The sequence below is a fragment of the Stenotrophomonas sp. CFBP8994 genome (assembly GCF_034044835.1).
Taxonomy (GTDB): Bacteria; Pseudomonadota; Gammaproteobacteria; order Xanthomonadales; family Xanthomonadaceae; genus Stenotrophomonas; species Stenotrophomonas rhizophila_A.
The window spans coordinates 121,522-142,346 of sequence record NZ_JAXCWT010000004.1 but is presented as its reverse complement, the minus strand read 5'-3'; the positions used below and the strand labels follow the sequence as shown (position 1 = coordinate 142,346).

The window sequence follows — 20,825 nt, the reverse complement described above, 5'->3', positions numbered from 1 at the left end:
GCCGCACGCAACCCGGGAATCGTAGTGCGCACGGCCAGACAGCACAACCGACGCCCCGGTACGGTAGACATGAAAAAACCGCGCAGCGCGCGGTTTCTTCATGTGCCACCGGAGTTGCCGGCCTGGGCCGGCAACCGTTACGGCCGGCGTTCCAGGGCTTCGACGTCCTTGGCCTTGGGCAGCAGGTCCTGCTTGCTCACGCGCAGGAAGCCGATGGTCAGCATCGGCACGGCCACCAGGATCGAGGACAGCACCACGATCACCGCACCCACCATGTGGGTTTCGGCCAGGCCTTCCAGCGAGGCGCCGCCGTACATGTACAGGGCGAGTGCCGACAGGAAGAACATCACCGCGGTGATCACCGTACGCGACAGCGTCTGGTTGATCGAGCGGTTCAGCACTTCCAGCGGGTCGGCACGCAGGCTGCGGAAGTTTTCGCGGACACGGTCGAACACCACGATGATGTCGTTGATCGCAAAGCCCATCACCGACAGCAGACCGGCCAGCAGGTTCAGGTCGAACTCGCGGCCCATCAGCGACATGTAGGCCAGCGTCACCAGCAGGTCGAACAGGGCCACGATGCTGGCAGTGACCGCGAACTTCCATTCGAAGCGGAAGCCGATGTAGATCAGGAAGCCGGCCAGCATGAAGATCGTCGCGTACAGGCCGTTCAACGCCAGGTCCTTGCCGATCTGCGGGCCCACGAACTCGTTGCGCAGGATCGTGGCCGGGTTCTCGCTGGTGGTGATCGCCTTGAGGACCGCGTCGCCGGTGGCCTTGTCTTCGGCGCTGGCCGCACCGGTACCCGGTGCATGTTCGCCGTGCGGGGCCAGGCGGATCAGCACGTCGGTGTTGCCACCGAAGCTCTGCACCTGGGTGCCCTCGAAGCCATTGGCTTCCAGGCGCGAGCGGACCTCCTCGACGTCCATCTGGCGATCGAAGCGCGCTTCGATCAGGGTGCCGCCGGTGAAGTCCAGTGCGAAGGTGAAGCCCTTGATGCCGATGATGGCAACCGAGGCCAGGAACAACGCGATCGTGACTGCCATGGCGACATGGCGCCAACGCATGAAGTCGATCTTGGTGTCGTTCGGGAGGATGTGCAGCGGAAACAGTTTCATTGTGCGTGTCGTCCCGTCAGATGGCCACGTTCTGGAGCTTCTTGCGACGGCCGTAGATCAGCGTCGCAAGTGCGCGCGATACGGTGATCGCGGTGAACATCGAGGCGAAGATACCGATGATCATCGTCAGGGCGAAGCCCTTCAGCGGACCGGTGCCGAAGGCGAACAGCGCCACACCGACGATCAGACCGGTCAGGTTGGCGTCGAGGATGGTGCCGCTGGCGCGTTCATAACCGGTCACAATCGCGGTCTTGCCCGGCATGCCCGCACGCAGTTCCTCGCGGATGCGCTCGTTGATCAGCACGTTGGCGTCGACCGACAGGCCCACCGACAACGCCAGGCCGGCAAAGCCCGGCAGGGTCATGGTGGCACCGAACAGCGACATCACCGCCACCACGATCAGCAGGTTGAACAGCATCGCCACCGAGGTGATCAGGCCGAACATGCGGTAGTAGATGGTGAAGAAGACCAGGGTGAACATGAAGGCGTAGACCACCGCCGTGATGCCGCGCTCCACGTTCTCCGCACCCAGGCTCGGGCCGACCACGCGCTCTTCCACGAAGTCCATCGGCGCAGCAAGCGAGCCGGACTTCAGCAGCTTGGCGAGTTCTTCCGATTCCTTCTTCTCCAGGCCGGTGGTCTGGAAGTTCTTGCCGAACACGCCGTTGATGTTGGCCACCGAGATCACTTCCTCGTTGACGCGGAAGCTGCGCACTTCCTTGCCATCAACCATGGTCACGGTCGGCACGCGCTCGGTGTACACCACCGCCATCGGCTTGCCGACATTGGCACTGGTGAAATCGAACATGCGCTGGCCGCCGACGCTGTTGAGCGTCACGCTCACCGACGGGGTGCCGGTGGTGGCGTCGTTGACCGCCTGCGCGGCCACCATCTGGTCACCGGTGACGATCACGCGCTTGTTCAGCAGGATCGGGACGCCGCTGTCGCGACGCTTGTAGACCTTGGCTTCCGGCGGAATGCGGCCGGTGTCGATGGCGTCCTGCGCGTTGCCATCGACCACCGCGCGGTATTCGAGCGTTGCGGTCGCGCCGATCATGCGCTTGGCTTCGGCGGTGTCCTGCACGCCCGGCAGCTGCACGACCACGCGGTCGGCACCCTGGCGCTGGATGATCGGTTCGGCCACGCCCAGCTGGTTGACGCGGTTGCGCAGCGTGTTGATGTTCTGCTCGATCGCACCGTTGGTGATCTGGCTCAGCTCGGCGTCCGGCACGGTCACCGTCAGGCGCTTGCCGGACACGTCATAACCGAGGGTCGGCTGTGCCTTTACCAGCGCCAGCCGTGCACGCTCGGCGGCGGCATCGTCGGTCGACGGGCTCAGCGTGGCGACGATCGAATTGTCAGGGCGTCGCTCCACCGACTGGAACGGAACGCGCGCCTCGCGCAGCGTGCCGCGCACGTCTTCGGCGTAGGCATCCATGCGCTTGTCGATGGCCGCCTTCTGGTCCACCTGCAGCACGAAGTGCACGCCACCCTGCAGGTCCAGGCCCAGCACCATCGGGCGACCGCCCAGGCGCTGCAGCCAGTCCGGCACGGTCGAGGCCAGGTTCAGGGCCACCGTGTAGTTCTCGCCGACGCTGTCGCGCAGCCGGGCGCTGGCCGCCGCCTGCGCCTGCAGGTCCGGCAGGCGCACGATCAGGCTCTCGCCTTCCTTGTCCGCGCCGATGGTGTTGATCCCGGCCTGCTTCAGGTCGGCCAGCACGCGGGTGCGAAGGGCGTCATCGACCTGGCCGCCACGGTTGGCGGTGATCTGGACGGCGGGGTCCTTCTGGTAGATGTTGGGCAGCGCGTACAGCGCGCTGAGCGCCAGTACGATCAGGATGACGACGTACTTCCAGCGTGGAAATTCAAGCATTGCCAGGTTCCTGCGCGGCGCCAGTCCCGGCGCCGCGGTTGTGCTTCGGAAAGGGAGTGGCTTAGTTGGCCGACTTCAGGGTGCCGGTCGGCAGCACGTTGCCCACGGCGCCCTTCTGCACGCGGATGTTCACGTTGTCGGACACTTCGATGGTGACGAAGTTGTCGCCGATGGCCTTGACGGTGCCGGCGATGCCGCCATTGGTCAGCACTTCGTCGCCGATCTTGATCTTCTCCAGCATCGCCTTGTGTTCCTTCTGGCGCTTCATCTGCGGGCGGATCATCAGGAAGTACATGATCGCGATCAGGATGATCGGGAACAGCAGCGTGGTCAGGCCCATGCCCTGCGGCTGGCCACCAGCGGCTTGGGCGTGGGCGGCGGGAATCAGGAAGGCGATCAGGTTCATGGTGTGTCCTTGGGTTGGGAGGCGCCCTACCCCTTATGGGGTCGGGAGTCGCCGCGAAACAGGGGTCAGCCGCGAAGTATGCCACGGCCCCGGGAGTTCGTCCTTGGGCCGTTTGGCAGGGTCCGCGCGCCGGATCGGGGCCGGGCCGGCCGCTTACAGCGGCGGCGTGGCCATGCCCCGGGCCGCATAGAAGGACTCGCGGAAGGCCTCGAAGGTTCCCGCCGCGATGGCCGCGCGCATGTCGGCCATCAGCTTCTCGTAGTAGTACAGGTTATGGAGGGTGCCCAGCATCGGCGCCAGCATTTCGTTGCAGCGGTCCAGGTGGCGCAGGTACGAGCGGGTGTAGCCACTGGTGCAGGCATGGCAGCCGCAGCCCGGCTCGATGGTGTCCATGTCGCGCTCATAGCGGGCGTTGCGGATGCGCACGGTGCCGAACGAGGTGAAATAGTGGCCGTTGCGTGCGTTGCGGGTCGGCATCACGCAATCGAACATGTCCACGCCGCGGGCGACGCCTTCGACCAGGTCTTCCGGCCGACCCACGCCCATCAGGTAACGCGGGCGGTCGGCGGGCAGGATCGGGTGCATGTGGTCGAGCATCGCGTTGCGCTCGTGCTCGGGCTCGCCCACGGCCAGGCCACCGATGGCGTAGCCGTCGAAGCCGATCTGCTGCAGGCCCTCGGCCGAGCGGCTGCGCAGGTCGTGGTGGACCCCGCCCTGGACGATGCCGAACAGCGCCGCGTCATTGCCCAGTGCGTCGTGCGCGTTGCGGCTGCGCTGGGCCCAGCGCAGGCTCAGCTCCATCGAGGTGCGCGCCACCGGCTCGGTGGCCGGGTACGGGGTGCACTCGTCGAAGATCATCACGATGTCCGAATCGAGCACCTTCTGGATCTTCATGCTCTCTTCCGGGCCCAGGAACACCCGGGCACCGTCGGTCGGCGAGGCGAAGGTGACGCCCTGTTCGGTGATCTTGCGGCGATGCGCCAGCGAAAACACCTGGAAACCACCGGAATCGGTCAGGATCGGCCCGTTCCAGCGCGCGAACCCGTGCAGGCCGCCGTGGTCGGCGATCACGTCCAGGCCCGGGCGCAGGTACAGATGGAAGGTGTTGCCCAGGATGATCTCGGCGCCCAGCGCGCGGATCTGCTCCGGCAGGATGCCCTTGACCGTCCCATAGGTACCCACCGGCATGAAGGCCGGGGTTTCCACCGTCCCGCGCGGGAAGGTCAGGCGGCCACGGCGGGCGCGCCCGTCGGTGGTCTGGAGCTGGAACTGGAGTCGGGACATGGAGCGGGCATTCGGGCAAATAATTGCCGATTATCGCCGAAAACCGCCGCCGACGCGCTCAATCCGCCTGCGGGAACAACAACATGGCGTCGCCATAGCTGAAGAAGCGGTACTTTTCCTCGATCGCGGCGCGGTAGGCCTCGAACACCCGCGCCTGCCCGGCGAAGGCGGAAATCATCATCAGCAGCGTGCTTTCGGGCAGGTGGAAGTTGGTGACCATCGCGTCCACGCTGCGGATCCGGTAGCCCGGGGTGATGAAGATCTGGGTTTCGCCCGCGTATGGCAGCAGCTCGCCGTCGCGCATGGCGCTTTCCAGCGCGCGCACCACGGTGGTGCCCACGCCGATCACCCGGCCACCGGCGGCGCGCGTGCGGCGTACCTGCTGGACCAGTTCGGGGCCCACGTTCAGCCACTCGCGGTGCATCACGTGGTCCTTGAGGTCGTCGGCACGGACCGGCTGGAAGGTACCCGCGCCCACATGCAGGGTCACGTGGCCGAAGCCCACGCCCTGCGCGGCCAGCGCCGCCAGCAGGCCTTCATCGAAGTGCAGGCCGGCCGTCGGTGCGGCCACCGCGCCCACTTCGCGCGCGAACACGGTCTGGTAGCGCTCGCGGTCGTCCAGCCCCGGCTCGCGCTGGATGTAGGGCGGCAATGGCAGCCTCCCCGCGTGGAGCAGCCACTGTTCCAGCGGCTCGGGCACGTGGAACCGCAGCACGTAGAACTCGCCATCGCGGCCCAGCACCTCGGCCTCGCCGCCGGCATCGAGCGCGATCCGGCTGCCTGGCTTCGGCGATTTGCTGGCGCCCACCTGGGCCCGGGCCTGCTGCCCGCCCAGCAGGCGTTCGATCAGGATTTCCACCCGGCCTCCGCTGGCCTTCTGGCCGAACAGCCGGGCCGGGATCACCCGGGTATCGTTGAAGACCAGCAGGTCGCCGGCCTGCAGCAGCGACGGCAGGTCGCGCACCTGGCGGTGTTCGAACGCGGCCGGGGCCTGCGGCACCACCATCAGGCGGCTGGCCGAGCGCTCGGCGAGCGGGGCCTGGGCGATCAGTTCAGCGGGAAGGTCGTAATGGAAGTCGGACTTCTTCAAGGGAGCGCACGGCAACGTGTAGACAATGTCGGGCATTGTACGACTGGCCCCCGGTGGCAACGCCAGAAGCGTTGAACGTCGCGCAAAATGCTGCTTTGCAACAGTTTTTTGCGGGGTTATCGCGCGAAAAACCGCGTGATAGCATCGAACCGGAAGTCTGATGCATGAGCCGCATTGCCCCAGGCGCGCGCCCCCGGTCGCGCGTTTTGCATTTGCGCCATGCCGCCAATCGTTTCAGGAGATCTGCAATGAGCTTCATCGAACGCCTCGCCCCCCTTCGCGCCCAGCCCGGCACCCGCCTCACCACCGGCCTGGATGACGCCACCCTTGAACGCCTGGCTACCGGCCACCCGCAGCTGGTGGCAGCCGTTGACGCCGCCGCCGCCGAATTCGAGCGCGTCCGCGCCGACCTGGAGGAGGTGCTGGCGCTGGATGAGCGTGCCCAGATCGATGCGATGCAGGACGGCTTCGTCAATTTCTACGCCGATGACGCCGTGACCCCGTACGTCGCCCTCGCCGCCCGCGGCGCCTGGGTGGTGACCCTCAAGGGTGCGGTGCTGTACGACGCCGGCGGCTACGGCATGCTCGGCTTCGGGCATACCCCGGAGGCGGTACTGGAGGCGATGGCCGCCCCGCAGGTCATGGCCAACGTGATGACGCCGAGCCTGTCGCAGCAGCGCTTCATCAAGGCGCTTCGCGCCGAGATCGGGCACCGCCGTGGCGGCTGCCCGTATGCGCGGTTCATGTGCCTGAACTCCGGCTCCGAAGCGGTCGGCCTGGCCGCGCGCATCGCCGATGTCAACGCCAAGCTGCAGACCGACCCGGGTGCGCGCCACGCCGGCGCGAAGATCAAGCGGGTGGTGGTCAAGGGCAGCTTCCACGGCCGTACCGACCGCCCCGGCCTGTACTCCGATTCCAGCCGCAAGACCTACCTGCAGCACCTGGCCAGCTACCGCGGCGAGGACACGGTGATCGCGATCGCGCCGTACGACGAGGAGGCCCTGAAGCGGGTCTTCGCCGAGGCCGAGCAGAACCACTGGTTCATCGAAGCGATCTTCCTGGAACCGGTGATGGGCGAAGGCGACCCGGGGCGTGCGGTGCCGCCGTCGTTCTATGCGCTGGCGCGTGAACTGACCCGCCAGCACGGCAGCCTGCTGCTGCTGGATTCGATCCAGGCCGGCCTGCGCGCGCACGGCGTGCTGTCGATCGTGGATTACCCCGGCTTCGAGGGCCTGGACGTGCCGGACATGGAGACCTATTCCAAGGCCCTGAACGCCGCGCAGTTCCCGCTGTCGGTGCTGGCGGTGACCGAGCATGCCGCGCAGCTGTACCGCAAGGGCATCTATGGCAACACGATGACCAGCAACCCGCGTGCGCTGGACGTGGCCTGCGCGACGCTGTCGTTGCTGACCCCGCAGGTGCGCGACAACATCCGCCAGCGCGGCGAAGAGGCCGTGCGCAAGCTGGAGCAGCTCAAGGCCGAACTGGGCGGACTGATCACCAAGGTGCAGGGCACCGGCCTGCTGTTCTCCTGCGAGCTGGCCCCGCAGTTCAAGTGCTACGGCACCCATTCCACTGAGGAATGGCTGCGCAACCATGGCATCAACGTGATCCATGGCGGCGAGAACTCGCTGCGCTTCACCCCGCATTTCGGGATGGACAGCGACGAACTGGACCTGCTGGTGAACCTGGTCGGCCGCGCCCTGAAAGAGGGCCCGCGCCGGGAACAATCGCAGGCCGCCTGACGGCCGTGCGAGAATGGGAGGTTTCCAGCGGAAACCTCCCCATGAAATCCATCTGCGTCTACTGCGGCTCCAACGCCGGCAGCAAGCCCATCTACACCGAACGTGCCATCGCACTGGGCGACCGCATCGCCCGCGATGGCCTGCGCCTGGTCTACGGCGGCGGCAACGTCGGCCTGATGGGCACCGTCGCCAATGCGGTGCTGGCCGGCGGCGGCGAAGTCACCGGGGTGATCCCGCAGCAGCTGGCGGACTGGGAAGTGGCCCACCGCGGCCTGACCGAACTGGAAATCGTCGGCTCCATGCATGAGCGCAAGTCGCGCATGTTCGAGCTCTCCGACGCGTTCGTGGCCCTGCCCGGCGGCTTCGGCACCATGGAAGAAATCTTCGAGATGCTCACCTGGCGCCAGCTCGGCATCGGCAACAAGCCGTGCGCCTTCCTGGACGTGGATGGCTTCTACGCGCCCCTGATCGGCATGATCGACCGCATGGTCGAAGAGCGCTTCCTGCACCCGGACCAGCGCGCGGACCTGTGGTACGGCTCGGACATCGACGCCATGCTGGACTGGATGCGCGCCTATGAGCCGGCGCAGGCCTCGAAGTGGATCGACGAGAAGCGCCGTACCGCGCTGATCAACCCGTAACGAAGGTATCCATCGGCGCGGGGCGACCCAGCAGGTAGCCCTGGCCGTAGTCACAGCCCAGCTGCAGCAGGGTCTGCCGCTGGGCCATGTTCTCGATGCCCTCGCCCACGGTTTCGATGCCCAGCGTGCGCGCCAGCGACAGCACGCCCTGCACCAGCGCGTAGGTGCTCTGCAGGTCCTGGCCATGCAGGCCGGCGATGAAGCTCTGGTCGATCTTGAGCGTGGAGATCGGGAAGCGGTGCAGGTAGGACAGCGCCGAGAAGCCGGTGCCGAAATCATCCAGCTGCACCAGCACGCCGCGTTCGCGCAGTGTCTGCAGGATCCGCAGGGTGCGCGGACCGTCGTCCAGCAGCGCCACCTCGGTGATCTCCAGCCGCAACCGGTGCGGGTCGGCACCCGCCGCTTCGATCAGGCCGAACAGGCGTGAGCTGAAATCGGCCGAACGGAAATGCCGCGGCGACACGTTCACCGACAGGTAGCCCTCGCCCCCACGTGCGAGCTGGCCAATCACGTCTTCGTAGAGCAGCCAGTCGACCTGCTCGATCAGCCCGCTTTCCTCGCCCAGGTCCAGGAACGCGCTGGGCAGCAGCAGCCCGCGCCGTTCGTGGCGCCAGCGCAACAGTGCTTCATAGCCCACCACCTGGCCGTCGGCCAGGCGCACGATCGGCTGGTAATACGGCAGGAAATCGCGGTTGTTGATCGCCCGGCGCAGGTCCGCTTCCAGGTCCAGGCTGCGCAGCGCTTCTTCGCGCATGGCTTCGTCGAACACCGCGAAGCGGTCCTTGCCCTGGGCCTTGGCCCGGTACATCGCCGCGTCGGCGTCGCGCACCATTTCCTCGCCGTTGCGGTAGCGTGGGCTCCACATCGCGATGCCCAGGCTGCCGGAGGGGAACAGCTCGCGGCCCTGCACCCACATCGATTCTTCCAGCGCCATCAGCATCCGCTGCGAGAACTCGCGCGCCGAGGCCAGCCCCTGCTCGCATTCGAGCAGGATCGCGAATTCGTCGCCGCCCAGCCGCGCGACCACGTCATCGCTTCCCACCATCGAGACGATGCGCTTGGCCACTTCCACCAGCATCTGGTCGCCGGCGGCGTGGCCGATGCTGTCGTTGACCAGCTTGAAGCGGTCCAGGTCCAGGAACAGCACGGCAAAGCGCAACCCGTCGCGCGAACGTGCACGGGCAATGGCATCTTCCAGCCGGTCCAGCAGATGCGCGCGGTTCGGCAACCCGGTCAGCGCGTCATGCAGCGCCTGGTGGGTGAGCCGCTGTTCGGCGCGCAGGCGCTCGCCGATCTGGCCCAGCAGCTTGCCGTTGACGTCGGCCAGCTCGCGGGTGCGTTCCTCCACCCGTTTCTCCAGCTCGGCATGCGCGTTGCGCAGGCGCTCCTGGTCGCGCTGGCGGGCCAGCCCGTTGCCGATGTTCTGGGCCACGAAGGTGAGCAGGCGCTGGTCGTGGGCGGTGAAGCTGATCTCCGGCGAATAGCTCTGCACCACGATCACGCCGACCACGTCGTCATCGCTCAGCAGCGGCACCCCCAGCCAGCAGTGCGAACGTGCACCGAACTCGTTCACCGTGCCCGACGCGCGCAGTGCATCGATGTGCTCGCGCGAGGCCAGCAGCGGCTGCCGGTTGCGCACGATGTATTCGGTAAGGCCCTTGCTGAACGGTCGTGGCGCACGCGCCGGGTTGTACTCGTCCACCGAGTAGACGAACTCCAGGCCTTCGCCGGATTCATCGACCAGGGCGATGTAGAAATTGCGCGCATCGAGCAGCGTGCCCACCACCCCATGCACCTGCACGTAGAACTGGGCCAGGCTTTCAGCGCTCATCGCCATCTCGGCGATGTTGAACAGGGCCAGCTGCAGCTTCTCGGCGCGGCGGCGTTCGATCACCTCGTCCTGCAGGCTGTGGTTGGCCCGCTGCAGTTCCAGCGTGCGTCGCTCCACCTGGCGCTCCAGCTGCACCTGCGCCTGGCGCCGGTCCATCGCGGTGAGGATGTGCTGGGCCACGTAGCCCAGCAGCGTGCGGTCGGCTTCGTTGTAGCGCACCCGGTGTTCGTAGCTCTGCACCACGATCGCACCGCACACGCGACCCTCGCGCAGCATCGGCACGCCGAGCCAGTCCAGGCTCTCCGGCCCGCGGCTGGGGTCGTATTCGTCGCTCATCGCCGCCAGCAGTTCATTGGACGGCCCGCTCAGCGGCTGCCCATGGCGCAGCAGCGCGAAGGTCAGGCTGCGCGGCATTTCGTGTTCTTCGTAGCTGCGATCGGGATCGGCCACGAAGCTGTCGCGCTGGTCGGCGAAATACAGGAAGCGGATCCGCCGGCGTACATCGTCGTACTCGACGATGTAGCAGTTCTGCGCGTACATCAGGGTATTGAGCACGCGATGGAAGTGCCGCAGCATCTCGGCCATTTCCAGATCGGCACCGGCCAGGTCGGCGATCTCGTACAGCGCCTGCTGCAACCGCTTTGACGTTTCCAGCGAACGGATCTGCTCACGTTGCCGGGCCAGCGCCAGGGCGTCCTGCAGGCCGGTGCGGGCCGCCGCCCACCAGGCGCCATGCGGCGCGGCGCCGTCGGGCAGCGCCACGCGGATGGCGAGCTCGCCGCCCTGGTGCTGCCAGCGGTACAGCGCAGCGGTGTCCGGCGCTGGCGGCGTGCCCAGCAGCGCTTCCAGCAGCGCGTGCTCCGGTTGGGCCGACGGCGGGTGGCTGATGCAGCCCTCGCCCAGCGCGGCGTCGGACCAGCCCAAGGTGAGCTGCGCCCCCTCGGGCAGCAACGCGCACAGCGTCCGCGCAAGCGCGGTGGACACCACCGCGCCACGGTCCGGATGCCCCGAGGTCGTCACTACCTGGCTGGACAACATGTTCATCTCTTCTGGCACCGGAGAACCGGCACCTCCCCTGTACCCCGAGCATAACGCGCTCCCCGGGGGGCAATGGAAGCCCTTGACCCCATTGCCTGCCCTGGGCCGTTGTTCGCTGTGTCTTCCGGCCGGGTCCACCCTTGTGATTTCCGCTGCAGCCCCCGCTCCGCGCCGCTATGCGCAGGCCCATTCAGCGCTTACTCTGTGCGCCGTGGATGCCGCCGCCCTGCCAACCGATGAATCGCTGATGCTGGCCTGGGCCGGCGGCGACCTGCCTGCGTTCGAGGCCTTGTACGCCCGCCACCGCAACCGCCTGTACAGCTTCCTGCTGCGCCAGCTGCGCGATGCGGCGCTGGCCGACGAAATGTTCCAGGACGTGTGGCAGCGGGTGATCGCGGCGCGTGCCGGCTGGCAGCCCGAAGCGGCCTTCACCACCTGGCTGTTCCGCATTGCCCATAATCGGCTCAATGATCATTGGCGGGCGTCACGCCATCGCCCCACGGCGCCCGGCGATGCCGAGGAGCGTGTGGCGCGGATGAGCGACACCCGCACCCCGGAGAGCCAGCTCTCTGATTTCGAACAGCGGCGCCGGCTGCAGCTGGCCATGGAGCAGCTGCCCGATGACCAGCGAACGGTGCTGCAGCTGCGGCTGGAGCAGGAACTGAGCCTGGAGGAGATCGCGCAGATCACCGGTGTCGGCCGTGAAACGGTCAAATCGCGGCTGCGCTACGCGATGGACAAGCTGCGCGCGGAGTTGAGCCCATGAACCGCCCTGATCCACTGACGCCGGAAGAACGCGAGCTGGCCCGCCTGCTCGGTCGCCCTGCGCCGGCGGCGCCGCCTGCGGCCGTGGACGAGGCGGTGCTGGCCGCCGCCCGCGCGGCGGTGCGCCCCGCCGCCGCTGCGGATGCCCCCGCGGCCGCAGCCGCCCCAATGCGCAGCGCCACCCGCCCGCGCTCGCGCCTGCCTGCGGTGTTCGGCCTGGCGGCATCGTTGGTGTTCGCGGTGGGCATCGCCTGGCAGCTCAAGCCCGAGGCGCCGCCGCCCGCTGCCCCGGTACCCGCGGCTGCGGAAGCTGCTGCGGATGCGCCTTCCGGTGACCCGGCAGCTGCCGGTGCAGACGCCGCTGCCGCAGCCACGGCTGAAGCCGCCGCGCCGGTGAGTGCCGAGCCGGCACCGCCCGCTGCCGCGGCGAAACCACGGGCCGCGCGCGCCGCGCCAGCGCCGAACGCCGTGCCAGCGCCCTTGCCGCCGCCTCCGCCCGCACCGCCGGTTGCGCTTCGGGCCGAGGCGCCCGCACCGCCGGCTCCCATGGCGGCGCCGATGGCAGCGCCCAGCCCGCCCGATGCCAGCGTGCAGGCCGATCAAGCCTCCGCACTCGACCGCGTGGTGGTGACCAGCAGCCGCGTCGACGAATCACGTGAACGTGCGCAGGCCAAGGGCGCCCCGGGTGTCATGCGGCGCGCTGCACCGACCCCCGCTGCGGCGCCGGGCGACAGCCCGCTGTCGGCCAGCGCGATCACCGTGGCGGTGGATGCCGACGCAGCGTTGCCCCGCCGGCAGTGGATCAAGCGCATCCGCGAGCGCCGCGACGACCGCGACCTGGATACCGCGCGGGCCAGCCTGGAGCGTTACCTGCAGCAGTATCCGGAAGCGCGTATTCCCGAGGATCTGCGCGAGCTGCTCGACCCCCACTAGAATGGCGGGGATGCCCGATACACTCGCCACCGCCGTCAACCACAGCCTGGAAATCAAGCACAGCCGGTTCGTCGCGCATGCCGCGCCGATCGGCTCTGCCGAAGACGCACTGGCGTTCCTGCAGCAGGTAGCGGTGCCCGACGCCACGCACAACTGCTGGGCCTACCGGCACGGCAACGAGTACCGTTCCAGCGACGACGGGGAACCGGCCGGCACCGCCGGCCGCCCGATCCTGGCGGCGATCGACGGCCAGGGCTTTGATCGCGTCATGGTGGTGGTGATCCGCTGGTACGGCGGCATCAAGCTGGGCGCGGGCGGGCTGGTGCGGGCCTATGGCGGCACTGCCGCCGAGTGCCTGCGCACCGCGCCACGGCTGCCGCTGGTGGCGCTGGCCGAGTTGACCGTGCAGGCCGCGTTCGAGGACCTGGGTGCGCTGCATGCCGCCCTGGCAGCGCACCTGGCCGAAAAACTGGACGAAACGTTCACCGCCTCGGGCGTGGAACTGCACGTCCGCCTTCCCGCCGATCAGGCCGACCCGTTGAAAACCCGCCTGCGCGACGCCACTCGTGATCGTATCCGCGTGCAACCGCGCACCGAACCAGGCCTTGTCCATGACTGAACCCTCTTCCGCGCCGGAACCGGCGCTGCGCCGGCTTGGCAGCCTGGGCACGCTGTGGCCGTTCGTGCGTCGGCACGGTGGGCTGTTTTCAGCGTGGCTGGTAGCGCTTGCCGTCTCTTCCACCGCCACGCTGAGCCTGCCCCCGGCGGTGAAGCTGATGATCGACCACGGGTTCAGCGGCAACGGGCAGATCAACCGCGCGTTCGCCCTGCTGTTGCTGGTGGCGGTGGTGCTGGGGCTGGCCACGGCCGCGCGCTTCTTCTTCGTTTCGCTGCTGGGCGAGAAGGTGGTGGCCGACCTGCGCAGCCGCCTGTATGCGCACCTGATCTCACTGGGCGCCGGCTTCCACGACCGCAGCCGCAGCGGCGAGCTGGTCTCGCGGCTGACCGCCGACAGCGAGCTGCTGCGCAGCGTGATTGGTTCCACCATGTCGGTCGCGCTGCGCAGCAGCGTCACCGTGGTCGGCAGCCTGGTGATGCTGTTCGTGACCAGCCCACGCCTGGCCGCATGGTCGCTGGTCGGCATTCCGCTGGCGGTGCTGCCGATCGTCATCGGGGCGCGGCGCGTGCGCGGCATTTCGCGCGCCAGCCAGGACCGCATCGCCGATGCCAACAGCCTGGCCGCCGAAACACTGGGCGCGGTGCGCACGGTGCAGGCGCACGCGCGCGAACCGTATGAACGCAACCGCTTCAATGAAGCACTGGCCGAATCCATCCGCGCCGCCCGACGCCGCATCGGCGCGCAGTCGCTGGTGACGGCCACCGCGATCGTGCTGGTGTTCGGTGCCATCGTGGGCGTGCTGTGGCTGGGTGCGCATGACGTCAACGATGGCCGGATGACGGCCGGGACCCTGGGCCAGTTCGTGCTGTACGCGCTGATCGGCGGTGGCTCGGTCGGTGCGCTGGCCGAAGTATGGAATGAACTGCAGCGCGCGTCCGGCGGCATGGGGCGCATCGCCGAGCTGCTGCACGAAGACATCGAAATCACCGCACCGACCGACCCGCTGCCGCTGCCCACCCCGCTGCGTGGCGAGATCCGCTTCCAGGACGTGGTCTTCCACTACCCGCAGCGCCCGGACACCGCGGCACTGGCCCATTTCGACCTGCATGTGCGCCCGGGCGAAACCGTGGCGCTGGTCGGGCCCTCGGGCGCCGGCAAGAGCACGGTGTTGTCGATGCTGCTGCGCTTCCATGATCCTGCCGCCGGCAGCGTGCTGGTGGATGGCGTGGACGTGCGCCGGGTCGATCCGGCGCAGCTGCGCGCACAGATGGCACTGGTGCCGCAGCAGCCCACGCTGTTTGCCAGCAGCGCGCTGGAGAACATCCGCTACGGCCGGCTGGAAGCCAGCAACGAAGAGGTGCAGCGTGCCGCGGAAGCGGCCGAAGCCGATGAGTTCCTGCAGGCACTGCCCGACGGCTACCTGAGCGAGCTGGGCGAGCGCGGTGCGCGCCTGTCCGGCGGCCAGCAGCAGCGCATCGCGATCGCGCGTGCGCTGCTCAAGGACGCGCCGATCCTGTTGCTGGACGAGGCCACCAGCGCGCTGGATGCGCAAAGCGAGCGTGCGGTGCAGCAGGCGCTGGAGCGCCTGATGGCGGGGCGCACCACGCTGGTGATCGCGCACCGGCTGGCCACGGTGCTCAAGGCCGACCGCATCGTGGTCATGGACCACGGGCGGATCGTGGCGCAGGGCACCCACGCCGAGCTGCTGGCCGAAGGTGGACTGTACGCTGAACTGGCCAAGCTGCAGTTCATCGATTGATGACGCACCGATAACGCGGCAGGTTGCATGGTGGCAGCGCCCCATGAACCTGCTGCAGGAGGTGTTTGATGTCGTTCCGTCAGTTTCCCGCGACCGATGCCAATGGCGAAGACCATGTGGTCATCGAATTCAAGGACGAGGCCGGCGATACCGCTGCCGACCCTCACGTCCGTTACGAGTTGGCCGATGGCCGTCACCTGGTGCGCGAGGGCCGGGTGTTCCGGACCAGCGGTGGCGAGCTCACCCTGACCACCTGACTGGTCAATTATTCGCCACCCATCTTGACAGCGTTGCCCCACGGGGGCTGCGCACGGTTATCCACATGCTTGTCCGCATTTCATCCACACCCCCTGTGGATGAATGCGACAGGCTGTCAGCGCGGCAGTACCCGCCCGATGCCGCTGGCGTCGATTTCCACCGCCGCCCGCTGCAGCGCATCCAGGTCACTGCCGGCCACGAACCCCATGCGGAAATGCACTTCGCCACCGGGGGTGCGCGAGGAATGGATTGACGCCAGGCTGACCCCGTGCCGCTCGAACACATGCAACAGCTCACGCAGTGAGCCGGGTCGATCTTCCGGCAGGTGCACGCTGATCGCGTTGCGCTCGGTCAGGTCGGCCAGCAGGTAGCCCACGCGTTCGAAGGTGTAATTGCCCGCCTGCAGCAGCGCCTTGCCCTGGTGATCGCGGTTGTCCTGCAGCAGCTGCTCACGGAACGCGGCGCGTGCGGCATCATCGCCCTGCTCCACCTGGCTGCGGAGGGCCTGCAACTGGCCCAGCAGGCGGTCCAGCATCGGCGCCACATGCGGGTTGCCGAACTGGATGTCTTCGTAGATGGCGGGGTTGAGCGAGAGGATGCGCGCGATGATCGCGGTATCCAGTTCGAATGAAGCCGACCGGTACGGCATCAGCTCCGACAGCGGCCCCAGCAGTGGCGCGTATTCGCGCAGCACCCCTGCCTGGGCCAGGTGGGTGGCATGCACCATGGCCTGCACCAGCGCCATCACCTGGTCGTGGTGTTCGGGCGTGGCGCGCACGCATTCGGCTTCCAGCGCCGCGCACAGCCCGCTTACCCACGGCTGCCACTGCGACAAGCGCGCTTCGCACACCACCATCACCCTGCCTTTCAGCGTGGGTGCCTTGGGCGGTGCGGTCATCGGGTGCAGCCCGACCACCTCGGCCCGTGAGGCCAGCATCGCAGCCACCGGCTCGCTCTTCACCGAGGTCACGTCCAGCCACAGCCGGCCGGCTTCGCGGCCGGCGGAACGCCTCACGTAATCGGCAATCAAGGCGGGCGTGTGCCGGATCGGCGCGGAGAACACCAGCACGTCCGCGCGCTCCAGCAGTGTTTCCGGATCGTCCGACTGCGGATCGGCCGGATCATGCCCGATCACTTCCAGCCCCAGGCGCTGCTCGAGGAACGTGCGCAGCCAGCGCCCATACGCGCCGGCGCTGCCGACGATGCCGACAACCGGGCGCAGGCTCACGCCAGCCGCTCGGCGCGGAAGCGGTGCGGCTGCGCCAGCGCGGCCGGTGCGGCGGCCAGCACGTCGAATTCTTCGTGGTCGTTGGCCAGGGTGGCCTCCAGCGCGGCGTGCACGCCCGAGATCGAGCGCGACAGCGCCTGCTCGAAGCGCTCACCGCGCAGCAGGAACGCCACCAGCAGCGACATCAGCACGTCGCCGGTGCCGGCCACGTCCACCGGCAGGTGCGGCGAGGACCAGCGCCAGATCGCATCGCGGCTGACCGCCAGCGTCACCAGCTCACCCGGGTCGCCGCCGACGCTGTGCGCCAGCACCCATTCCGGCCCGCGTGCCAGCAGCGCCTGCGCGGCGGCAATCGCATCGGCCTCGGCCAGGCTCGGCATGCCGGTCAGCCGGCCCAGCTCGAACGCGTTCGGGGTGACCAGCCAGGCATGCGGCAGCAGGCGCTCGGCGAAGATGGTTTCCAGGCCCGGCTCCACGTAAGGACCGGTGTGGGTATCGCCGATCACCGGGTCCAGGCAGTAGCGCAGCTGCGGCGACGCGGGCAACACCGTGTCCAGCCAGTCGGCGAACGCCGCGCCATTGCCGACGCTGCCGAAGTAACCGGACACCAGCATCTTCGCGCGCGCCGGCAGGCCGCGCTCGCTGGCGCCCAACAGCAGGTCGGCAAACCAGTCGGCCGGCAGCACGCGGCCGCGCGTGCTCGGATAGAACGGCGCATTGCTCAGCAGCGTGGTCGGCACTTCGGCCACGCGCACGCCCAGCGCACGCAGCGGCGGCACCGCCGCGCTGTTGCCGGCGTGGCCGTAGACCAGCTGCGACTGGACCGAGATGACGTCGACCGGCGACGGACCGTCCGGGCGCTGGCGGCGCCCATGGACCAGATGGCTTTCGAGGGTATCGTTCATGGCCCATTTTAGAGCGTACCGACCAACGGCCGGTACCTGCCCGCTGAATCGCAGGCACAAAAACGCCGGGACGTGCCCGGCGTTTTCGTTACCGATGGAACCAACCACTTACGAGGTCATGCGATCCCAGAAGCCCTTCACACCATCGATGAAGGTCGCCGACTTCGGCGAGTGCTTGCGCGCTTCTTCGCCAGTGAAGGTGGTTTCGAACTGTTCCAGCAGCTTGCGCTGCTCGGCGGTCAGGTTGACCGGGGTTTCCACCACCACGCGGCAGTACAGGTCGCCTTCACTGCGGCTGCGCACCGAACGCACGCCCTTGCCGCGCAGGCGGAACAGCTTGCCGGTCTGGGTTTCGGCCGGGATGCGGATTTCCGCATAGCCGCCCAGGGTGGCCACGCGCACGGTGTCGCCCAGCGCGGCCTGCGAGATGCGGATCGGCACTTCGCAGTGCAGGTCATCACCGTCGCGCTGGAAGATGGCGTGCTCGCGCACCCGCACTTCCACGTACAGGTCGCCCGGCGGCGTGCCGGCCGGACCGGCCTCACCCTCGCCCGCCAGGCGGATGCGGTCGCCGGTGTCGACGCCCGCGGGCACCTTGACCGACAACACCTTGTCTTCCTCTACCCGGCCATTGCCGTGGCAGGTCTTGCAGGGGTTCTGGATGATCTGGCCGCGGCCGTTGCAGTTGTGGCAGGCCTGCTGCATGGCGAAGATGCCACGCTGGATGCGCACCTGGCCCTGCCCGCGGCACACGCTGCAGGTTTCCACCTTGCCGTCGTCCGAACCGCTGCCGTGGCAGTCGTCGCACTCGGCCAGGGTCGGAATCTCGATGCGGCGCTCGATGCCACGCACCGCTTCTTCCAGGTCCAGCTCCATCACGTAGCCGATGTCGGCGCCGCGACGGGCCTGGCGCGGACCGCCGCCGGCACCGCCAAAGATGTTGCCGAAGATGTCGCCGAAGATGTCGCCCATGTCCGGGCCACCCGGGCCGCCGCCACCGCCCATGCCGTGCTCGAAGGCCGCGTGGCCGTGTGCATCGTACATGCGACGCTTGTTGGCATCGGACAGGGTTTCGTAGGCTTCCTTGCACTCCTTGAAGGCCGCTTCGGCGGCGCTGTCGCCGGGGTTGCGGTCAGGGTGGTGCTTCATCGCGCAACGGCGATAGGCCTTCTTCAGTTCTTCTTCGGTCGCCGTGCGGGTAACACCCAGCACTTCGTAGTAATCGCGCTTGCTCATGGTGTGAATCAGTATCCGGAAGTCGGGATTCGTCAAAGCGGAAGAGCGGAACCAGGTCCGCTCTTTCGTCGGGCGCCCCGGCACACCGGGGTACGGCGGTCAGGACCCAGTGGAATGACAACGGGACGTTGCCTGCGCAACGTCCCGCGTCGTGTCCGGATCAGGACTTCTTGTCGTCCTTGACTTCGGTGAACTCGGCGTCGACCACATCGTCATGCGCGCCGCCATTGTTGCCGGCGCCGGCATCGGCACCCGGTGCGGCACCGCCCTGCTCGGCCGCGGCCGACGCAGCGAACAGCGACTGGCCGGCTTCTTCCAGCACCTTCGACTTGGCTTCGATCTGGGCCTTGTCGTCACCCTTCATCGCGGTTTCCAGGTCGGCCAGGGCCGATTCAACCTTGCCGATGACATCGCCACCGACCTTGCTGCCGTGTTCGTTGATCGCGGTACGGGTACCGTGGATCAGCGCGTCGGCCTGGTTGCGGGCCTGGACCAGCTCGTGGAACTTCTTGTCTTCTTCGCGGTTGGCTTCCGCGTCGGCGACCATGCGCGCGATCTCGTCCTCGGACAGACCCGAACCGGCCTTGATCTCGACCTTCTGTTCCTTGTTGGTCTTCTTGTCCTTGGCCGACACGTGCAGGATGCCGTTGGCGTCGATGTCGAAGGACACTTCCACCTGCGGCAGGCCGCGCGGGGCCGGCTCGATGCCGGAGAGGTCGAACTTGGCCAGCGACTTGTTGTAGCGGGCCTGTTCGCGCTCACCCTGCAGCACGTGCACGGTCACCGCCGACTGGTTGTCCTCGGCGGTGGAGAACACCTGCGAGGCCTTGGTCGGGATGGTGGTGTTCTTTTCGATGATCTTGGTGAACACACCGCCCATGGTTTCGATGCCCAGCGACAGCGGGGTCACGTCCAGCAGCAGCACGTCCTTGACGTCGCCGCCAAGCACGCCGCCCTGGATCGCCGCACCCAGTGCCACGGCTTCGTCCGGGTTGACGTCCTTGCGCGGTTCCTTGCCGAAGAACTCGGTCACGGCCTGCTGCACCTTCGGCATGCGGGTCTGGCCGCCGACCAGGATCACTTCGCTGATGTCGCTCGAACGCAGGCCGGCATCGTTCAGGGCGATGCGGCACGGCTCGATCGACTTCTTGATCAGGTCTTCCACCAGCGCTTCCAGCTTGGCGCGGGTCAGCTTGATGTTCAGGTGCTTCGGACCGGACGCATCGGCGGTGACGTACGGCAGGTTCACTTCGGTCTGCTGGCTGGTCGACAGCTCGATCTTGGCGCGCTCGGCAGCATCCTTCAGGCGCTGCAGGGCGAGCGGATCCTTGCGCAGGTCGATGCCCTGGTCCTTGTTGAACTCGTCCACCAGGTATTCGATGACGCGGTTGTCGAAGTCTTCGCCGCCCAGGAAGGTGTCGCCATTGGTGGCCAGCACTTCGAACTGCTTCTCACCGTCGACGTTGGCGATTTCGATGATCGACACGTCGAAGGTGCCGCCGCCCAGGTCGTAAACCACGATCTTGCGGTCCTTGCCGTCACCCTTGTCCAGGCCATAGGCCAGGGCAGCAGCGGTCGGCTCGTTGATGATGCGCTTGACTTCCAGGCCCGCGATGCGGCCGGCGTCCTTGGTCGCCTGGCGCTGGCTGTCGTTGAAGTAGGCCGGCACGGTGATCACGGCCTCGGTGACGGTCTCACCCAGGAACGCTTCGGCGGTCTTCTTCATCTTCTCCAGCACGCGCGCGGAGATTTCCTGCGGCGCCATCTTCTTGGCATCGCTGGTCTGCACCCAGGCATCGCCGTTGTCGTGGGCCAGAATGCCGTAGGGCACGTGCGCGATGTCCTTCTGGACTTCAGCGTCGGTGAACTTGCGGCCGATCAGGCGCTTGACGGCGTAGAAGGTGTTCTTCGGATTGGTGACGGCCTGGCGCTTGGCCGAGGCGCCGACCAGCACTTCGCCATCCTTGGTGTAGGCGACGATGGACGGCGTGGTGCGGTCGCCTTCCGCGTTTTCGATGACGCGGGCCTTGCCGCCGTCCATGATCGCCACACACGAGTTGGTGGTGCCGAGGTCGATACCAATGATCTTGCCCATG

The 20,825-nt window shown here is 67.7% G+C and carries 17 protein-coding genes; 7 read left to right on the top strand and 10 right to left on the bottom strand.

The genetic code is table 11. The features are described from left to right. Positions 1-137 precede the first annotated feature (137 nt). The 5 genes from secF to queA form a co-directional block, all read right to left on the bottom strand. Positions 138-1,118, bottom strand: a complete 981-nt coding sequence (gene secF / locus SOM39_RS12720; protein WP_068851203.1) for a protein translocase subunit SecF — start codon at positions 1,116-1,118, stop codon at positions 138-140. A 16-nt stretch (positions 1,119-1,134) separates the two neighbouring features. Then, on the bottom strand, positions 1,135-2,991 hold the full coding sequence (secD, locus tag SOM39_RS12715) for a protein translocase subunit SecD (protein ID WP_068851200.1): 1,857 nt from the start codon (positions 2,989-2,991) through the stop codon (positions 1,135-1,137). A 61-nt stretch (positions 2,992-3,052) separates the two neighbouring features. Further along, positions 3,053-3,397 (bottom strand): preprotein translocase subunit YajC, encoded by a 345-nt coding sequence (gene yajC, locus SOM39_RS12710; RefSeq protein WP_068851197.1) that lies wholly within the window; start codon positions 3,395-3,397, stop codon positions 3,053-3,055. A 153-nt stretch (positions 3,398-3,550) separates the two neighbouring features. Beyond that, complete coding sequence (gene tgt / locus SOM39_RS12705; protein ID WP_184123948.1) at positions 3,551-4,681, bottom strand: tRNA guanosine(34) transglycosylase Tgt; 1,131 nt, start codon at positions 4,679-4,681, stop codon at positions 3,551-3,553. A gap of 58 nt (positions 4,682-4,739) precedes the next feature. Then, positions 4,740-5,771, bottom strand: a complete 1,032-nt coding sequence (gene queA, locus SOM39_RS12700) for a tRNA preQ1(34) S-adenosylmethionine ribosyltransferase-isomerase QueA (RefSeq protein ID WP_099047392.1) — start codon at positions 5,769-5,771, stop codon at positions 4,740-4,742. Positions 5,772-6,019: 248 nt separating this feature from the next. Here queA and SOM39_RS12695 point away from each other — a divergent pair, with 248 nt between their 5' ends. Continuing rightward, positions 6,020-7,516 (top strand): aminotransferase class III-fold pyridoxal phosphate-dependent enzyme, encoded by a 1,497-nt coding sequence (locus tag SOM39_RS12695; protein WP_320458524.1) that lies wholly within the window; start codon positions 6,020-6,022, stop codon positions 7,514-7,516. A gap of 41 nt (positions 7,517-7,557) precedes the next feature. Next, entirely contained in the window at positions 7,558-8,157 is a 600-nt protein-coding gene (locus SOM39_RS12690; protein ID WP_068851186.1) for a TIGR00730 family Rossman fold protein, read from the top strand. Here SOM39_RS12690 and SOM39_RS12685 read toward each other — a convergent pair. Then, positions 8,147-11,032, bottom strand: a complete 2,886-nt coding sequence (locus tag SOM39_RS12685; protein ID WP_093534353.1) for a bifunctional diguanylate cyclase/phosphodiesterase — start codon at positions 11,030-11,032, stop codon at positions 8,147-8,149. The genes SOM39_RS12690 and SOM39_RS12685 overlap by 11 nt on opposite strands. 205 nt (positions 11,033-11,237) lie before the next feature. On the opposite strand from SOM39_RS12685, the gene SOM39_RS12680 reads away from it, so the two are divergent. The 5 genes from SOM39_RS12680 to SOM39_RS12660 all read left to right on the top strand — a co-directional run bounded on the left by SOM39_RS12680 (position 11,238) and on the right by SOM39_RS12660 (position 15,359). Next, on the top strand, positions 11,238-11,792 hold the full coding sequence (locus SOM39_RS12680; protein WP_068851180.1) for an RNA polymerase sigma factor: 555 nt from the start codon (positions 11,238-11,240) through the stop codon (positions 11,790-11,792). Next, positions 11,789-12,724, top strand: a complete 936-nt coding sequence (locus SOM39_RS12675; protein ID WP_320458523.1) for a hypothetical protein — start codon at positions 11,789-11,791, stop codon at positions 12,722-12,724. The genes SOM39_RS12680 and SOM39_RS12675 overlap by 4 nt, the downstream gene beginning before the upstream one ends. Positions 12,725-12,734: 10 nt before the next feature. After that, the gene (locus tag SOM39_RS12670; RefSeq protein ID WP_307107116.1) at positions 12,735-13,343 is read left to right on the top strand and encodes an IMPACT family protein; all 609 of its coding nucleotides are present in this window, start codon (positions 12,735-12,737) and stop codon (positions 13,341-13,343) included. Further along, entirely contained in the window at positions 13,336-15,102 is a 1,767-nt protein-coding gene (locus SOM39_RS12665; protein ID WP_068851174.1) for an ABC transporter transmembrane domain-containing protein, read from the top strand. The genes SOM39_RS12670 and SOM39_RS12665 overlap by 8 nt, the downstream gene beginning before the upstream one ends. A gap of 68 nt (positions 15,103-15,170) precedes the next feature. Then, a complete protein-coding gene (locus SOM39_RS12660; RefSeq protein ID WP_095364199.1) occupies positions 15,171-15,359 on the top strand; it encodes a hypothetical protein in 189 nt (62 codons plus the stop codon). Between the two features lie 116 nt (positions 15,360-15,475). Here the strand turns inward: SOM39_RS12660 and SOM39_RS12655 are convergent, their stop codons facing one another. From SOM39_RS12655 to dnaK, 4 genes are all read right to left on the bottom strand, one after another. Continuing rightward, positions 15,476-16,588 carry a prephenate dehydrogenase gene (locus SOM39_RS12655; protein ID WP_320458522.1) on the bottom strand — a complete coding sequence of 371 codons (1,113 nt, stop codon included), beginning with the start codon at positions 16,586-16,588 and terminating at the stop codon, positions 15,476-15,478. Beyond that, on the bottom strand, positions 16,585-17,493 hold the full coding sequence (gene pdxY, locus SOM39_RS12650; RefSeq protein ID WP_320458521.1) for a pyridoxal kinase: 909 nt from the start codon (positions 17,491-17,493) through the stop codon (positions 16,585-16,587). Before pdxY ends, SOM39_RS12655 begins: the two co-directional genes overlap by 4 nt. 108 nt (positions 17,494-17,601) lie before the next feature. Further along, the gene (gene dnaJ, locus SOM39_RS12645; RefSeq protein WP_068851162.1) at positions 17,602-18,729 is read right to left on the bottom strand and encodes a molecular chaperone DnaJ; all 1,128 of its coding nucleotides are present in this window, start codon (positions 18,727-18,729) and stop codon (positions 17,602-17,604) included. A 160-nt stretch (positions 18,730-18,889) separates the two neighbouring features. Continuing rightward, positions 18,890-20,824: a molecular chaperone DnaK gene (gene dnaK / locus SOM39_RS12640; protein WP_068851160.1), complete on the bottom strand. Its 1,935-nt coding sequence runs from the start codon at positions 20,822-20,824 to the stop codon at positions 18,890-18,892. Position 20,825 lies beyond the last annotated feature (1 nt).

What these genes read in the sequence shown, in the direction of transcription:
- secF (WP_068851203.1), bottom strand. Translation starts at nt 1,118, where the DNA reads ATGAAACTGTTTCCGCTGCACATCCTCCCGAACGACACCAAGATCGAC.
- SOM39_RS12665 (WP_068851174.1), top strand. Translation starts at nt 13,336, where the DNA reads ATGACTGAACCCTCTTCCGCGCCGGAACCGGCGCTGCGCCGGCTTGGC.
- SOM39_RS12660 (WP_095364199.1), top strand. Translation starts at nt 15,171, where the DNA reads ATGTCGTTCCGTCAGTTTCCCGCGACCGATGCCAATGGCGAAGACCAT.
- SOM39_RS12690 (WP_068851186.1), top strand. Translation starts at nt 7,558, where the DNA reads ATGAAATCCATCTGCGTCTACTGCGGCTCCAACGCCGGCAGCAAGCCC.
- tgt (WP_184123948.1), bottom strand. Translation starts at nt 4,681, where the DNA reads ATGTCCCGACTCCAGTTCCAGCTCCAGACCACCGACGGGCGCGCCCGC.
- dnaJ (WP_068851162.1), bottom strand. Translation starts at nt 18,729, where the DNA reads ATGAGCAAGCGCGATTACTACGAAGTGCTGGGTGTTACCCGCACGGCG.
- yajC (WP_068851197.1), bottom strand. Translation starts at nt 3,397, where the DNA reads ATGAACCTGATCGCCTTCCTGATTCCCGCCGCCCACGCCCAAGCCGCT.
- SOM39_RS12695 (WP_320458524.1), top strand. Translation starts at nt 6,020, where the DNA reads ATGAGCTTCATCGAACGCCTCGCCCCCCTTCGCGCCCAGCCCGGCACC.
- dnaK (WP_068851160.1), bottom strand. Translation starts at nt 20,824, where the DNA reads ATGGGCAAGATCATTGGTATCGACCTCGGCACCACCAACTCGTGTGTG.
- secD (WP_068851200.1), bottom strand. Translation starts at nt 2,991, where the DNA reads ATGCTTGAATTTCCACGCTGGAAGTACGTCGTCATCCTGATCGTACTG.
- SOM39_RS12670 (WP_307107116.1), top strand. Translation starts at nt 12,735, where the DNA reads ATGCCCGATACACTCGCCACCGCCGTCAACCACAGCCTGGAAATCAAG.
- pdxY (WP_320458521.1), bottom strand. Translation starts at nt 17,493, where the DNA reads ATGAACGATACCCTCGAAAGCCATCTGGTCCATGGGCGCCGCCAGCGC.
- SOM39_RS12675 (WP_320458523.1), top strand. Translation starts at nt 11,789, where the DNA reads ATGAACCGCCCTGATCCACTGACGCCGGAAGAACGCGAGCTGGCCCGC.
- SOM39_RS12685 (WP_093534353.1), bottom strand. Translation starts at nt 11,032, where the DNA reads ATGAACATGTTGTCCAGCCAGGTAGTGACGACCTCGGGGCATCCGGAC.